The organism is Legionella sp., assembly GCF_047605385.1.
Classification (GTDB): domain Bacteria; phylum Pseudomonadota; class Gammaproteobacteria; order Legionellales; family Legionellaceae; genus Legionella.
Genome location: NZ_JASGFU010000061.1, coordinates 1 through 14,484 on the forward strand (window position 1 = coordinate 1; position 14,484 = coordinate 14,484).

Below are 14,484 nucleotides of genomic sequence, written 5' to 3' on the forward strand. Positions count from 1 at the left end.
ACAGACACTTCTGAAAAACTGGCAACTGTCAGATCAAGTTTGAACTACTACAATTAAAGCATCTATCAATATTTCTCGAAGTTTTTTCTCTTCATTGGCAAGTTTGATTCGCACTTGTTTATACAATGGGGCTGGTACACGCAGAGGGTATGATGCATATTCTACTTTTTCATCCTGAGGTTGCTCCTTTGTATTACGCACTTTTGCGGAATCAAATAATTTTTCAGCTGTTTCAGTTAATAAATAACTACGCTCGCTATGAAGTTCTTCGTTGATATACCCTTTTTCTTCTAATTTTAAAAATGCTAGCCGGGCTGTTGTTTGAGGTTCCTTAAAGCCTGCTTTTTCTAAATCTTCAACAATAAGGTGTTCTTTTACCTGATTTTTCTTATTTTTACGAGCTTTAAAAATGTACTCTAGGATTTTAATTTCTGGGGGATCAAATTGTTTATTCATGCTATACCTCAATAAAAGCAAAGGGGTTTTTCTATTTTTCGTCAAGCTGTAATTTATATCTTTATGTCATTAGCTCGTATGGGAGCAGATACTAAGGATTCCTAAGTATCGTAACTTTGAAAAAACTTAGATTCTCTAAGTATGTTAATTAGATCTATATTTATCAATGGATTCTCCTGTTCCCAAAAGACTCAAAGAGGCCAGATTGGCTGCGAAGCTATCGCATAAGAAATTAGGTATTGCCGCAGGAATGGATGAATTTTCTGCAAGTGCTAGAATGAATCATTATGAAATGGCACGGCATAATCCTGATTATGCTACTTTAAAACGAATCGCAGATATTCTTAAAATACCAACTGCTTATTTTTATGCAGAAGATGATAGTTTAGCTGAATTTATTAAATTATTTGAGAGAATGGATGAGCAGGAAAAAATAATTCTCTTAAAAGATATCAAGGGTTATCTCACTTAAATTCTATAGTATTGTCATTAAATAACTTAGTAAAAATAAATATTTCTTCTGTTTTCTTTATTTATTAAATAGTTAAAAAATTAAAATACTTCCTGCCTATTATTGGGTCTTTTAAATATTCCGTTTCTATGTATAATCCGCTCTGAGCAACGGATGTACGCAATTGCTCATAAGGAAATATAGACGAGTCTGTCTTTTTTCAAAAATTTAGTTTTAAGGAGAAATAAATGGATCTAACTATCGAAATTATTGAAGAATCTGCAAACAGTGTTGAAGTTCTTTGTAACTCTGTTGGCTGTCCTTAGTAATTAGGCTGGGTTTACCTGGCCTCATTATTGTCTTTAAATGAAATCAAATAACGTTATTATAAGAACAGCATTGCCTGAAGATGCGTCTGCATGGGCTGCTATGCTTCTCAAGTTAGATGAAGAGGTTGAATATACAACTTTCCAACCTGGAGAAAGGTCTTCTGATATTAGTAAGTATAGAGACAAGATTACTTCCTCAATAAACTATCCAAAATCAGCTATTTTTTTAGCATTTGATACCCAATCAGAAGCTGACAAGATTGTCGGGTATCTTTCTGTTGAGGCCTATAGAAATAATAGAAAATCTCATGTAGCTACTGTTGGAATAGGTGTTCTTGAATCTTATTCTTCTCAAGGGATTGCAAATCAATTGTTTGCTGAACTGATTGATCATGTAAAAAGAAACAATCTTAGAAGAATAGAGGGTCATGTTGCTCAAAGTAACTATAAGTCCATCGCACTTACTAAGAAATTTGGTTTCATTACCGAAGGGATTAAACGAAACGCTATAAAGATCAATGATGCTTATGAAGATGAGTATTTAATGGTTTTAGAAATTGAAGCTTTACATCATGGACAATAAAACAATACAAACAGCTCTCGCAGCATTAATAACAAATCTTAATGCATTGGAAAATTATGGTGCTTTTCGCGAGCAGATTATTTACGATTTGAATTTAAATACAAATGATATGCAAGTAATTGATAATTTTTATCATGGTAACAAAAGTCGGTTTATTGCCTCCGCTCGTATTTTAAAGAAAAATAGAGGGGATGATATTAAAGCATCCTTACCAATAGTTGTTGGTTTTTTAGATACCCAGAGTTTGGATAATGTTTGGGATAGTTATTTAGATAACCTTACCATTAAAGATACCCCACCTAAAAATCCTTTAGCTGAAAGCATTTGTTTCGCTCTTTTTGCAGAGCAAAGTTCATTATTGGATTATGTCGAGAAACAAATTGTTCGATACGAGAGAATAAGAAATGAAGTGACTTATAAGCATCATGAAAATTTTATTTTTCATGTCCCACGGGCAGTTGATTTAAATGAATTTACGCATTTGGATAGTTGTGTAGCGTATATGCACGAGTGTTATCGAATAGAGGAGTTTGAATATAACATTCCGACTATTATAAACAAAAAAGATAGAACATTTATCAAAGAAAATTGTACTGTTTTATTTTTTAAAAATTTAAAAAAGGAAGGTATTGGAACACTAAGTTTATCAAGGGATGTTAGAGAAATAGTAGAGAAAGTGATTGGCTGTCAGAATTTGTTAGAAGCCTATCGTTTTTTTGAGGAACGACTATCACAAAGTGAGTTTTTGGGATTTTTAAAAAAACTTGAGCAATTAGGTGTTTGGGTTATTCAGCAGAGAGTAGGATAATGTTGTATTCATCAGGAGCAGATTTGGGCGTTGGTATCAGTTATATGAATGCCATTGGGGAACAAATAGAGCAAAACATCGATTTATTTGATTTTATCGAAGCCTATTCAGAAAGGTTTTTTATTAGAGAGCATAACAGTAGGTTAAAACGCCTTATTAGCAATAAGCCATTGGTTTTGCATGGCCTTGATTTGTCTATAGGTACGCCTGAAGCGCTCGATGAATCATATTGTGCCAAGCTAGAAACAGTTATTAATGAAACTAATTGCCATTGGTATAGCGATCACATTAGCTTAACAAAAATTGATAACATAGAAGTTGGACATCTTATGCCAATAAGCTTTAATGAAGAAAATATAGAGCTTATTGTATCCAAAGTTAAATCATTAACCCAGCGTATAGCTTGTCCCTTTTTGCTCGAAAATATTACTTATTATTACACTGTCCCAAACTCATTTATGGATGAGGCGGAATTTCTTTCTAAAATTCTTTCACAAGCAAATTGTGGGATGCTTTTGGACTTGAATAATCTGTATTTAAATTCACTGAATCATAATTATGACCCTTATGACTTTTTGAGCAAGCTTCCCTTAGAACGTGTTGTTGAAATCCATTTAGCAGGTGGTTCGTTTAAAGAAAATATGCATGTTGATACTCATGCTAATGCGATTTCAAAAGAGGTTTGGAAACTTTTTGATTATGTAGCACGTACTGTTCCTTTTCGTGGTGTTGTAATAGAGCGAGATGCCAATTTTGAACCTTTTTCAGACATCATGGAAGAAGTGCAGTTTGCCAGAAGCATTATGCGCAAATATAGAGTAGAACAAGTCAAAGTGATGATGTGATATGTTGATAACCGATTATGAAACTAATGGATATGTACTATTAAAAAATTTTTTTGATAGTGACGAAATAAAATTGTGGGAAACAGGCGCTTCTTATCTTAAAGAGATTCCTGAGATAATTGGTGGGCCCATGAAGTATTTTGAAAAAAGTCAAATTAACGATGAGATTATTCTAAATCGGGTCGAAAAGTTTTGTGATTACTTGCCACTACTTAATGAGCTTGTTCGAGGTGAAAAAATCGGTAGGTTACTTAAAGAGCTTACAGCTAGAAACTATCGACTTTTTAAAGAAAAAATTAATTATAATTTATCCGGCGGGGGTGGGTTTAGACCTCATCAGGATGGGGCAGCATTTAGAAAATTTGTTGATGATGAGCTTATTACTATTATGATTCCAATCCATTTTTCTGACGAAAAAAATGGTTGTTTCAAAGTTTCAAGTCAAAAATACATAAAAGAACTACTACCCCATGCCAATGGTAGTATTGAACTAAATGAATACGATATAAAAAATAGCATGAATTGGCAGGACATAAAAATGAAGCCTGGAGATCTTCTGTGCTTCAGTTCTTATTTAGTTCACCAATCCAAGGATAATTTATCCCAATTAGATAGAAGCTGTTATTTTATTACTTATTCCCCAAATGATTTTGGTGATTTAAGAGATGCTTATTTCACATTTAAGCGAGAAAAATTTCCACCAAGAATAGAGCGTTCATCTGATCAAGATTATGAGCAATGGCGCAAAACATTATCGCGGGAGATTCTTTAATGTTTGCGTTTTTTAATGAGAACAAACTTGACGCATTATTAGCTGACTTTGAAAGACAGTATGCCACTGAACATAGGCTAGCTGAAATGCTTTCCTACGATAAAATTCTACCTAATATTTCATCATTCAATACAGTTCCAGATTGGAGTGAAACAGTTTTCCTTACAAAATCCCAATCTTTAAATATTATTCCATCTTATGTTAATAAACGAGAGGATTATCTGTCTCATGATAACCGCTATTCAGCTATTTTAGTTGAAGAAAAGAAAATTGATGGACACTATAAGTCATTTAGTAATGCCCATCCTATGGCTGCTCTTTTTTGTAACAAATTAATTAAAGCAATCTTGATTGCTGAATTAGATTCATATATCGAAGGAACAACAGCTGATGGCTTAGGCATTGCTCACATTGATTTTAAGGAGCATTTTAATCAAGAAGATTTTAATGAGCTTATTATCCACCAAATTACTCATATGCTGCTTTTTATTGATGATTTCATAGAGCCTCAAGTTGAAGATTCCAAAAAACAACTTCCTGTAAGAACGGCTGCAACACATAAAAGAGGAGGAAATTTCTTCCCTTTATATATTCTTTTCCATAGTTTTTGTGTTGGTATCGAGGTTTTGAATTACCGATTCAATTTTAAAACATTGGAAGCATCAGTAAATTATCACCCAACAACGTCTACGGCAATGCAGCGATGCAAAGAAGGGTTTTTAATTTTAAATGAGCATATTAATCTATTTACCTGGAAAGGAAAGAAGCTATTGAGTTCATATGGTGAATTGCTGCATAAATTAGATTTGGAAATGAGTCATGCTGTTTAATTTAAAAAATATTCAAGCCCACATTAGTAAGGAAACTTATTGCAATCATCCTGGAAGATTAGATGCATTGCCTTTTTTCGATGAGGATGCTTTTTTAAACCCTGACTCAATGAAAACAATAATTCAGGAAAATGGATTTGCAGTTATCAATATGAAAGAAAGAAACGTACTCTCAATATTAAGAGCATTAACGAAAACATTTGGGCAACAAATCAGAGATGTTGGTATTAATAAAAAATATATTGCTCGAGTGGAGGCAGTAACCAATGGAAAGTTTTATATTAATACGGCATTTTCGCAGCCACTTCACAGTGATGAAGGATACCGTACAGTCTTTCCCAGATTTGTTTCACTTTATTGCGTCAAGTCCTCATTAAAAGGGGGCGCTAGTACTATTATAAAAGTTACTGAGTTGTTGGCTGGTTTACGTACGGTATTTAAAGAACATGTGGAAAATTTATTCTGTCCTGACTTTATTCAAATAGATACTGCTTCTGGGAAAGTTAATAAGCAATTATTATTTCATATGGGTAATGGCATGATTGGTATGTCCTATTCTCCCATTCTACGTGGCTTAGAAACAAATGAGCTTGGGTACGAGATGATTTCATGGATTAATAAATTTATTCATGAGCCTGCAAATCAATACCGATTCACTCTAAAGGAAAATGATTTACTTATGATGGATAATTGTCAGGTATTGCATGGTAGAACAGCATTCAATAAACAGGATGATAGACTATTACTTCGATTCTGGAATGAGTCGATATCACAATGAACATGTCTTTAATCAAAATTTTTTTAGATAACATAAAAAAGCAAAAACTTGGTTTTATGCTGTTAATTGTTACTTCAGTTTTTAGTGCTATCCAACAATGCGTCACCCCCTGGGCTATTCGCTATATTTTGAATATTTGTGCATCCGTAAAGTATGAGCAAATAGGGGTTACTCATGCTGTGATTGTATTTTTAATAATTTTTCTTGTATCAGAAGTGGTTATTAGAAGTCAGGGCTTTTTTGTGGCGATTGTTTTACCTAAGTTTAAGAAAAATATTAAAAGCCAACTGATAGGTAGTTTACTTAAAAAAAATTATGCTTATTTCTTAGAAATAATGCCAGGCAGTTTAACTCAGAAGGTTAATGATTTTGCTTCATCTTCAGAAAGAATAATACAAATTGTTTTTTATAATTTTTTTCCTATCTTTCTTTCTGTATTGCTGGCTGCAGTGTTTCTATATTCAATTGAACCATTCTATTCCTTTTTTATTATTACATGGTTCTCAATTCACTTTTTAACTACGTGGTATCGATTAAAAAACTCACTTAAAGTCGTTCAACAACATAACAAGATTCATTCCTTTATCTCAGGCACTCTTTGCGAGCTAATTAGCAGAATATCCTCTATTAAGATTCATGTAGGTGAAAAGTACGAATTAAAAAATTTAGATACACACTTATCTTCTGAAAAATCAGCGTTAAGAAAGGCACAGTTTTTTTTTGAAAAAATAAAAATAGTCCAAAGTTTATTTTCCTTAATTTTTATTATTGCTTTAGTCATTCATCAGGTAAGTGGTTTTAATAAAGGCTATTATTCGATAGGGGATTTCATTTTTGTTGCTTTTGTAACTTTCAATTTAATTAATTATGTCTGGTTTAGTTCTTTTCAGCTTACTATTTTCGCACGAGAGTTGGGCACAATAAGAGAAGCTTCTGACCATTTAGCTAAAGGACAAGATGATTCCAGCACTTTATGTTCAGAGCCACATGTAACTCCTATTATTGAGCCAAATCTTAGAGTAAAAAATCTTAGCTATATGTTTTTATCAGAAATCAAAGCTATTGAGGATTTATCATTAGAAATTGATTTTGGTGAAAAAATCTTAATGCAAGGTAGATCAGGAATAGGAAAATCAACATTCGCAAAACTTTTAGTGGGTTTACACACGGAATTTAAAGGGCAAATCACTATTGGGGATAGGGCGTTAAACCAATTTTCACGAGCCGATCTTAATAAATTAGTTATTTTAGTAGAGCAAAATCCACTTCTTTTTAATAGAACCATACGAGAAAACATTTGCTATAGTAATACAGATTATTCCGAATCTGAGTTAAGTGAGGTATTAAATATCTCTTGTTGCTATGAATTTATCAGTGCATTGCCTCAAGGCCTAGACACAAAGTTAGGGGAGCAAGGGATCTCTTTATCAGGAGGTCAAATACAAAGAATTGCAATAGCTCGTGCGTTATTGTGTAAGCCTAAAATTCTTATTTTAGATGAATCAACCTCTGGATTAGACAAAGATCTTGAAAGAAAGGTTTTGAGTAACCTAGTTGCTTTAAAAGAACAAACCTTAATTGTCATTACCCATTCTAGAGATATTCAGTCAATTATTCCTAAGACCATATCTTTTTCCTCACAAGAGCCTTATAAAAAATTTTATAATGAAGGTGTACTAACATGTTAGAACTGACTCAGTTAAATAAGAACTATTTTAATCATCAGTTCCTTAAGTTTCGAACCCAATATTATTTTAATGAAACCAAAGAATTGATTGCCAGACATAAACTATTAACAGCCTTTATTATCTGTTTATTGGCACCAGGGGTAAAAAATATTCAAGCGATTGGCATTCCTTTTTATGCGCTTATTGATCCATCCATTACCTTTAAAGCGAAGTTTATTTATTTGGTTACATTACTTTTCTTTTTGTTAAGCCTGACTAAAGCACAATCTTCTTTTATAAAAGGCGGGGCATTTAGAGAATATCTGCATACCTTATATATTCCTCTGCGCGTTCATAAGGCAGTAGATTTTATTATCCTTTTATTCTCTTTAAATATTGTTTGGCTGGCTATTTTCTTTGGAGGAGCCAATATTCTCCATACTGAAGATTATTTATTTCAGGCCTCGCAATATTGTCTCTATGCATCTACTGTATTTGTACTATGTACGCTGCTACTAAATTTTCTTTATAAAAAAATAGCTAAAGCCATCATGGTTTTCTTTATGCTTCTTTTAATCATTGTTATTTCAAAGCAGGGTAACTGGTTATTAAATTTTGGAGTAGGGCTAAGCGTTTTCTTGCTGTGTGGCATTATTCTGGCAACAGTACAACCTCATCTAGTTAAGCAAAAATATTCATTTAAAATCCCGTCCTTGGATGTATTGAATGGCTTAAAAAGTCTCAGCTATTTAAAAAATATTTTTATTATTCAATTAGCTGTTTTAAGAAAGAATAAAATTTCGTTTTTAATTCGATTTACTCTGTGTTTTGTCATATCGCTGCTTATCTTGCAAGTATTAAACTCTCAGGAAATAGTGGATAACCGACAAGGGCTTATTCTTGTTTTGACAGGGTTGCAAGCTTATATCTTATCGACGTTATTTACTCTTTTTGAAAAAGAAAAATTAGAACACACATTATTCCACGGCATATTTCCTTATGAGAAACAAGCTCAATCCATAAAAGAGATAATACTCATTTGGGTAGGATTGATGTTGGCATTAATGCCAGTGTTTTTATTTTGTATTTTTAGTTTAAAAAATTACTGTTTATTGGCTTTAATTATCTTCGCAATGAACGCTGTTGTACTTGCAGTCAACAGAATTCTTTACGCGTTATCTTTGCGATTCTGCTTGTTTAGCTCTTTGCTAAATACTGTGGGCGGTTGTGTTGTCCAATATATCTTTCTGGGAGCATACTATGGCTAGTAGCATACAATTACAGAAGATTAATAAGGCTTTTGCTAATAAAGTCTTATTTTTAAATCTTTCCTATACTTTTCAGCAACAGGCTTATCATATTATAGGTAAAAACGGCACTGGAAAGTCGACGCTTTTACGTTTGCTGGTTGGCTTAGATATTCCCGATTCAGGTTCAATCATTTTAAATGATCACTATTTAATAAGCGATAATAGTGTTAATGCTAAAAATTTGTTTTATGTTCCAGATGATTTAGCGGTTTATTCTTTTCTAACAGGAAAAGAGCTCTTATCCTGGCTTGCAAAAGCAAGAACAAATAACATTGATGAAATGAATCAAATTCTTGAGCGGTTGGAATTGCAACCGCATTTAAATACTCGCATTTCTGATATGTCCTTCGGCACCAAAAAAAAATTTCTTCTAAGCTCCGCTTTAATAGGTCAACCCAATTTTATTATTTTAGATGAGCCATTAAATGGCCTGGATAAAAAGTCACAGCAAGCACTATTAATGCTCTTACAAGAAAAAGTAATTCATTGTGGCATTATTTTAACAACTCATCATGATGCTCATCTGGACTTATTAGATCCTATAAAGATTGAATTAATAGAGCATCATTTAGTTGATAAATGTGAGAGTTTGGTTGTATGAAAGCATTAATAGTGGCTCATCCTGATGATGAAATCATATGGTTCTCACCTCAAGATTTTGATCTTATTGTCATTGCTTTTTTAGCTCGTCATGATAAGCCCTATGCAGAATACTGTAGAAAATTAGCTATAGAGGCACATCCATTAAAAGACCGTATTGTTTTACTCGGTATTGAAGAGTCAGGATTTTGGAAGGATGGCAAACGACAGCTTGAGTTTCAAAAATCTGAACAGGCACTTTGTGATGCTTTAGAAAGTTTGGAAAAACAATTCGTGATCACTGAAATATATACGCACAATGCAGAAGGTGAATATGGACATGATGATCACATTTTAGTTAATAAATTAGTTTCTATGCTATTTCATGAGGTAAGGATTTTTTCTCCACTTTGCAATGATCGAATTAAGGATGCGAAAAATGTAATAACAGTTCAAAATGATCTTAATTTTTATTCCAAGGTTAAAGACATATACATTAAGAATCGTGCCTGGACTTGGAAAAGTGATTATCTTCCCCCAGTAAATCTTTATTATGCACTTAATCCAGGTATTTGAATGATTACTGTTAAAATAGCATCAATACCGGAACGGATATCTCAACTAGAAGCAACAATTGAAAGTTTTTTAAAGAAAGTTAATAGGATCCAAGTTTATCTTAATAACTATAGCCCTATCCCTTCGTTTTTAAACCATAGGAAAATTTGTGTATTTACTAGTCAGGAATACGGAGATATAGGCGACATCGGAAAATTTTACCAAATTGAACAGCAAAATGGTTATATCTTAACCATCGATGATGATTTAATTTATCCACCAGATTATGTTGATTCTATGATAAGAAAAATTGATTTCTATAAGAGGGAGGCTTTAATTTGTGTGCATGGAAACATTTTGCCTAAACAAAAATTGGTTTCTTATTATAAGGATAAACAAGGGGTTCATTTTGAAAAAGAACTTGAAAAAGACATTAGAGTTGATATTCCTGGTACCGGTACCCTAGGATTTCATACTGACAATATTAAAATTTCTCAACAAACATTCTTATCTCCCAATATGACTGACATATGGCTAGGTGTTTATGCAAAACAAAACAATATTCCTATTATTTCTGTGGAAAGGTCAAATGATTGGATTATTCAGGCGCGCGGGGAGGCGTTTCACAGGTCAATTTATCAAGCCTCATTTCAAAGGGATTCATACCAGACCCAAATAGTTAATAATATATTTTTTTATGGATTTATTGCAGATCACTTGGGTATGGTTGTATGACATGTAGAAAAAAGCATGTTAATTAATTTTATAAGGTGTAAAAATGCATGAATATGAGCTAAAACATTTACAACAACAGTTAGATAGATTAAATAATGACGTATCGAAACAAAAGACCAGTAATTTTATTTGGTTAATAATATTGAGCAACCTTTTATTTGTATTCTTTGTTGCTCACGTTGGCCTGAAGCGTGATGTAAATGGGATTATCAAAAATACGGAATTAAAAACATGTTTGAGCTCTTCAAACGATAAACCATCCAATTAAAACCAGCAAATTTTGTAGAGGAGGCTTTAATCTCCTCATATTTCCTACTTCGAATAATCTTTCAATTGATTTTGAAAGTGTAAGAGCTCTATATTAATATTTTCCAATTCTTCTTTTTGGTGGACTAAAAATTCTGATTGCTGCTTCAAACTTTTTGAGATTCCGGTGAATTTATTTTGGATTGATGTGTTCCCCAAGAAATGTGATGCTTCCGATTGGCCTAAAGCCTCGTGAACATCGTTTAATAGTTGGCTTAATTGATTTGCAGTTTCAGTTAGCTGTTGATTATACGAAATTGCTTTAATGTTCTGGTTTTTAATATGGGTTGCCGCGGCGGTAATTTTCCCCCAGCTTCCTTCTACAGTTATACTATCTGATTTCCAAATAACAAAAGAATATGCAAAACCAAGAGTAGCGAGAGCTGAAATTAAACTTGCTATAGGAATCACTAGTACCCATAACATGCCATTATTCATTTTATCAAAGAACGTTTTTAACACGATCAAAACTCCCTGTAACTTAATTACCTTTCGATCCCTATTACTAGTCAAAGAATACTATTTAATTTGGTTATCCCTTGGGTTATCCCCGAAAGAATATTCTAAGATAAAACCTTCATAAAGATTTCTTAACTCATTGATTTTACTGGCGTCCCGGAGAGGATTCGAACCTCCGACCTGCCCCTTAGGAGGGGGATTTAATAAAAATCTCAGTATATCACTATGTATTTCTATGCAAATAAGATCCTTTAAAATAAAGGGTTTATAAAAAATTTCATTGCATGGAAATACATTATCATGCTTCTTTTTATAAATAAATTGCACCCTATATGCACCCTTATTGAAAAAGGATATACTTTATAAGTTTTATTTGGAAGGTGATTTAAGAAAGAAATCACTTTCAAAGTGATTTTATGAAATATGTAGAAATAAGGCCATTTAAATCTGCGACAAATCATCGCAGAAATCCCCTTTAGCTGGACTTTGCCACAAAAAATTAGTATATTTTGTGGCAAATGGAGGGTTAAATCATGACAGAGTCTATTGTAACTGCTGTAAAAAATAGAATTATCGAACATGGTAGAGGGTGGTGTTTTACGCCTAAACATTTTCTTGATTTGGATAGTGATACTGGCGTACGAAGTGCTTTGTCACGTCTTCAACAGGCTAAAATGATTCGACGTCTAGCCCAAGGTATATATGATTATCCTCGTGAACATCAAGTGTTAGGCCTATTACCACCTAAAGCAGAGGAAGTGGCAAAAGCAATTGCAGAAAAAAATGGTATTCAGTTTCAGCCAACGGGGGCTTACGCGTCAAACCTCATTGGTTTATCAGAGCAAGTTCCCGGGCGAATTGTCTTTTTAACAAATGGCCCATCAAAGAAAATTAAAATAGGGAATCAAGAAATCTTGTTTAGAACAACAACAGAAAAAAATATGTATGCTGCTGATACTAAGGTTGGCCTCGTAATTCAAGCATTTAAAAATCTTGGAAAAGAAAATATCGATACTATTGCTCAGGCTAGAACACGAAAGTTTCTTGACGGTACAAGTAGGGATGAGCTTGTAAAGAATTTAAAATATGCGCCGGTTTGGATTCGCACGCTTATTTTTAATATTATGGGAGACATAATATGACTCAGCTACATCTATTGTCTGTAATTGAGCGCGAGGCATTCTTTGACGCAACAGTGGCTGAGTCAAGAATTCCTTTTGAAATTATTGAAAAGGACTTCTGGGTTGTATGGATATTGGAGCGACTGTTTTCGCTTCCTAATTTAAAAGATCATCTAACATTCAAGGGCGGAACTTCCCTGTCAAAGGTTTATGGTGTGATTCAGCGGTTTTCTGAAGATGTTGATTTATCAATTGAAAAGGAATTTTTTGGATTTGATAAGCTTAATGATCCGGAAAAAGCAGTATCTAAAAAAAAGCAACGGGCTATGTTAGCTGATCTTGCCGTTGCTTGCTCTGGTTATATTCAGAACAAATTAATTACAACATTAAGAACTGCTATATTTGAAAAGCTAGAGACACTAGAAGGTTGGCGCCTTGAAATAGATCCTGATGATCCTGATGGTCAAACGCTGCAATTCGAATATCCTAGTACCATAAAAAAGGATTCTTATATTCGTCCTTCCGTAAAAATCGAACTAGGTGCTCGCTCTGAACATTGGCCGGTGAACAAACATAAAATCCAAAGCTATGTGAAGAATATACTTAAAGAGAAAGTTGAGGAGCCAGAAGTTTGGGTCAAGGTTCTTGAGGCAAAACGCACCTTTTGGGAGAAGGCTACTATTCTTCACCAATATGCTCACTTACCACATGATAAAAAATTACCACCACGAATTTCCAGGCATTATTATGACTTTTTTTGCCTTTTAAACTCCCCAATTAAAGTGCATGCTCTTGAGGATTGTGCTCTTTTAGACAGAGTAGCTACCCATAAAAGTATCTATTTCGCTTCTGCTTGGGCCAACTATGGTGCAGTTCAGAAAGGTAATTTGAAGTTGGTGCCACCACCATACATTTTTGAAAGTCTGGAAAGGGATTATGGTTTAATGAAAGATATGTTTTTTGGAAGTATCCCTGAATGGCCCGCAATATTGAATGTGATTAATGATTTTGAAATGGAATTTAATCAAAAAAATTAAATGAATTTTTAGTTGAGAAGTTAGAACAATGAAAGCCAAGATTAACAACACATTAATAAAAAAGCTGGTTCCTGAAGATAAAGAGTATGAGGTACATGATACTGATTTGAAGGGATTTCTTGTAAGAGTATTTCCTTCTGGAACAATGCGTTATGTTTGCCAATATCAGCGAGGAAAGAAAATAAATATTGGGACTGTTGGAATTATAACTCCAGCTCAAGCGCGTGAGAAAGCAGTTGAAATATTAAATGATTTTAATAAAGGCATTGATCCAAAAGCTAAAAAGGGGGCTAATAAGCCTCAAATCTTACAAGAATTTTTTGAAAATGAATATAAACCTTGGGTTTTATCTCATCATAAAAGAGGAGATAAAACGATCGCCATAATGAATCGCTGTTTTAATAAACTATTTTCAAAGCCTCTCATTGAGATTACTCCATCTCTTATAGAGCAATGGCGTATTAAACGATTAAATGAAGGTATTTCTAATGCGACTCTTAATCGAGATATCGGTGTACTGAAAGCACTGATGATCAAAGCCACTGATTGGGGTTTTATAAAAGAAAGTCCTTTAAAGAATTTAAAATTGTCGAAAATAGATCGTTCTCCTAAAGTAAGGTATTTATCTATAGAGGAAGAGAGTCGTTTGCGTCAGGCCTTATTAGAGCGGGAGAATAAATTAAAACATCTAAGAAAAAATGGAAATCAATGGAGAGAGGAACGAGGTTATTCCTTATTACCTGAGTTTTCAGAAGATGGATTTTGTGATTATTTAATGCCAATGATATTACTATCTATTAATACTGGATTGCGTCATATATGAACCATCTCGTTTTGCAAGTTAATTATAAGATGTTATAGGT

The 14,484-nt window shown here is 33.3% G+C and carries 18 protein-coding genes; 16 read left to right on the forward strand and 2 right to left on the reverse strand.

What is annotated here, in order from left to right:
• Positions 1-33: 33 nt before the first annotated feature.
• On the reverse strand, positions 34-456 hold the full coding sequence (locus QM652_RS11670; protein WP_415075984.1) for a hypothetical protein: 423 nt from the start codon (positions 454-456) through the stop codon (positions 34-36).
• A 205-nt stretch (positions 457-661) separates the two neighbouring features.
• On the opposite strand from QM652_RS11670, the gene QM652_RS11675 reads away from it, so the two are divergent.
• From QM652_RS11675 to QM652_RS11735, 13 genes are all read left to right on the forward strand, one after another.
• Positions 662-928 (forward strand): XRE family transcriptional regulator, encoded by a 267-nt coding sequence (locus QM652_RS11675; RefSeq protein ID WP_415075986.1) that lies wholly within the window; start codon positions 662-664, stop codon positions 926-928.
• A 345-nt stretch (positions 929-1,273) separates the two neighbouring features.
• On the forward strand, positions 1,274-1,819 hold the full coding sequence (locus tag QM652_RS11680) for a GNAT family N-acetyltransferase (protein WP_415075988.1): 546 nt from the start codon (positions 1,274-1,276) through the stop codon (positions 1,817-1,819).
• Positions 1,809-2,627: a hypothetical protein gene (locus QM652_RS11685; protein ID WP_415075990.1), complete on the forward strand. Its 819-nt coding sequence runs from the start codon at positions 1,809-1,811 to the stop codon at positions 2,625-2,627. Before QM652_RS11680 ends, QM652_RS11685 begins: the two co-directional genes overlap by 11 nt.
• Positions 2,627-3,472, forward strand: coding sequence for a DUF692 family multinuclear iron-containing protein (locus tag QM652_RS11690; RefSeq protein WP_415075992.1), 846 nt, complete (start codon positions 2,627-2,629; stop codon positions 3,470-3,472). The genes QM652_RS11685 and QM652_RS11690 overlap by 1 nt, the downstream gene beginning before the upstream one ends.
• Before the next feature lies 1 nt (position 3,473).
• A complete protein-coding gene (locus tag QM652_RS11695; protein WP_415075994.1) occupies positions 3,474-4,244 on the forward strand; it encodes a phytanoyl-CoA dioxygenase family protein in 771 nt (256 codons plus the stop codon).
• Positions 4,244-5,074 (forward strand): hypothetical protein, encoded by an 831-nt coding sequence (locus tag QM652_RS11700; protein WP_415075996.1) that lies wholly within the window; start codon positions 4,244-4,246, stop codon positions 5,072-5,074. Before QM652_RS11695 ends, QM652_RS11700 begins: the two co-directional genes overlap by 1 nt.
• Positions 5,064-5,852: a TauD/TfdA family dioxygenase gene (locus tag QM652_RS11705; protein WP_415075998.1), complete on the forward strand. Its 789-nt coding sequence runs from the start codon at positions 5,064-5,066 to the stop codon at positions 5,850-5,852. The genes QM652_RS11700 and QM652_RS11705 overlap by 11 nt, the downstream gene beginning before the upstream one ends.
• Positions 5,849-7,540: an ABC transporter ATP-binding protein gene (locus tag QM652_RS11710; protein WP_415076000.1), complete on the forward strand. Its 1,692-nt coding sequence runs from the start codon at positions 5,849-5,851 to the stop codon at positions 7,538-7,540. The genes QM652_RS11705 and QM652_RS11710 overlap by 4 nt, the downstream gene beginning before the upstream one ends.
• Entirely contained in the window at positions 7,534-8,787 is a 1,254-nt protein-coding gene (locus QM652_RS11715; RefSeq protein WP_415076002.1) for a DUF6136 family protein, read from the forward strand. The genes QM652_RS11710 and QM652_RS11715 overlap by 7 nt, the downstream gene beginning before the upstream one ends.
• A complete protein-coding gene (locus QM652_RS11720; protein WP_415076004.1) occupies positions 8,780-9,430 on the forward strand; it encodes an ABC transporter ATP-binding protein in 651 nt (216 codons plus the stop codon). The genes QM652_RS11715 and QM652_RS11720 overlap by 8 nt, the downstream gene beginning before the upstream one ends.
• On the forward strand, positions 9,427-9,984 hold the full coding sequence (locus QM652_RS11725) for a hypothetical protein (RefSeq protein ID WP_415076006.1): 558 nt from the start codon (positions 9,427-9,429) through the stop codon (positions 9,982-9,984). Before QM652_RS11720 ends, QM652_RS11725 begins: the two co-directional genes overlap by 4 nt.
• Positions 9,985-10,698: a hypothetical protein gene (locus QM652_RS11730; RefSeq protein WP_415076008.1), complete on the forward strand. Its 714-nt coding sequence runs from the start codon at positions 9,985-9,987 to the stop codon at positions 10,696-10,698. It begins immediately after the preceding gene.
• Positions 10,699-10,741: 43 nt separating this feature from the next.
• Positions 10,742-10,966 (forward strand): hypothetical protein, encoded by a 225-nt coding sequence (locus tag QM652_RS11735; RefSeq protein ID WP_415076010.1) that lies wholly within the window; start codon positions 10,742-10,744, stop codon positions 10,964-10,966.
• Positions 10,967-11,010: 44 nt separating this feature from the next.
• Here QM652_RS11735 and QM652_RS11740 read toward each other — a convergent pair whose 3' ends face one another.
• The gene (locus tag QM652_RS11740; RefSeq protein ID WP_415076012.1) at positions 11,011-11,466 is read right to left on the reverse strand and encodes a hypothetical protein; all 456 of its coding nucleotides are present in this window, start codon (positions 11,464-11,466) and stop codon (positions 11,011-11,013) included.
• Positions 11,467-11,996: 530 nt separating this feature from the next.
• On the opposite strand from QM652_RS11740, the gene QM652_RS11745 reads away from it, so the two are divergent.
• Genes QM652_RS11745 through QM652_RS11755 form a run of 3 tightly spaced genes read left to right on the forward strand, consistent with a single transcriptional unit; the run spans position 11,997 to position 14,444 of the window.
• The gene (locus tag QM652_RS11745) at positions 11,997-12,605 is read left to right on the forward strand and encodes a DUF6088 family protein (RefSeq protein ID WP_415076014.1); all 609 of its coding nucleotides are present in this window, start codon (positions 11,997-11,999) and stop codon (positions 12,603-12,605) included.
• Entirely contained in the window at positions 12,602-13,621 is a 1,020-nt protein-coding gene (locus tag QM652_RS11750; RefSeq protein WP_415076016.1) for a nucleotidyl transferase AbiEii/AbiGii toxin family protein, read from the forward strand. Before QM652_RS11745 ends, QM652_RS11750 begins: the two co-directional genes overlap by 4 nt.
• Positions 13,622-13,649: 28 nt before the next feature.
• Positions 13,650-14,444, forward strand: a complete 795-nt coding sequence (locus QM652_RS11755) for an integrase arm-type DNA-binding domain-containing protein (protein ID WP_415076018.1) — start codon at positions 13,650-13,652, stop codon at positions 14,442-14,444.
• Positions 14,445-14,484: the final 40 nt, after the last annotated feature.

What these genes read in the sequence shown, in the direction of transcription:
- QM652_RS11750 (WP_415076016.1), top strand. Translation starts at nt 12,602, where the DNA reads ATGACTCAGCTACATCTATTGTCTGTAATTGAGCGCGAGGCATTCTTT.
- QM652_RS11670 (WP_415075984.1), bottom strand. Translation starts at nt 456, where the DNA reads ATGAATAAACAATTTGATCCCCCAGAAATTAAAATCCTAGAGTACATT.
- QM652_RS11685 (WP_415075990.1), top strand. Translation starts at nt 1,809, where the DNA reads ATGGACAATAAAACAATACAAACAGCTCTCGCAGCATTAATAACAAAT.
- QM652_RS11705 (WP_415075998.1), top strand. Translation starts at nt 5,064, where the DNA reads ATGCTGTTTAATTTAAAAAATATTCAAGCCCACATTAGTAAGGAAACT.
- QM652_RS11690 (WP_415075992.1), top strand. Translation starts at nt 2,627, where the DNA reads ATGTTGTATTCATCAGGAGCAGATTTGGGCGTTGGTATCAGTTATATG.
- QM652_RS11745 (WP_415076014.1), top strand. Translation starts at nt 11,997, where the DNA reads ATGACAGAGTCTATTGTAACTGCTGTAAAAAATAGAATTATCGAACAT.
- QM652_RS11730 (WP_415076008.1), top strand. Translation starts at nt 9,985, where the DNA reads ATGATTACTGTTAAAATAGCATCAATACCGGAACGGATATCTCAACTA.
- QM652_RS11755 (WP_415076018.1), top strand. Translation starts at nt 13,650, where the DNA reads ATGAAAGCCAAGATTAACAACACATTAATAAAAAAGCTGGTTCCTGAA.
- QM652_RS11700 (WP_415075996.1), top strand. Translation starts at nt 4,244, where the DNA reads ATGTTTGCGTTTTTTAATGAGAACAAACTTGACGCATTATTAGCTGAC.
- QM652_RS11725 (WP_415076006.1), top strand. Translation starts at nt 9,427, where the DNA reads ATGAAAGCATTAATAGTGGCTCATCCTGATGATGAAATCATATGGTTC.
- QM652_RS11680 (WP_415075988.1), top strand. Translation starts at nt 1,274, where the DNA reads ATGAAATCAAATAACGTTATTATAAGAACAGCATTGCCTGAAGATGCG.
- QM652_RS11710 (WP_415076000.1), top strand. Translation starts at nt 5,849, where the DNA reads ATGAACATGTCTTTAATCAAAATTTTTTTAGATAACATAAAAAAGCAA.
- QM652_RS11720 (WP_415076004.1), top strand. Translation starts at nt 8,780, where the DNA reads ATGGCTAGTAGCATACAATTACAGAAGATTAATAAGGCTTTTGCTAAT.
- QM652_RS11715 (WP_415076002.1), top strand. Translation starts at nt 7,534, where the DNA reads ATGTTAGAACTGACTCAGTTAAATAAGAACTATTTTAATCATCAGTTC.
- QM652_RS11735 (WP_415076010.1), top strand. Translation starts at nt 10,742, where the DNA reads ATGCATGAATATGAGCTAAAACATTTACAACAACAGTTAGATAGATTA.
- QM652_RS11695 (WP_415075994.1), top strand. Translation starts at nt 3,474, where the DNA reads ATGTTGATAACCGATTATGAAACTAATGGATATGTACTATTAAAAAAT.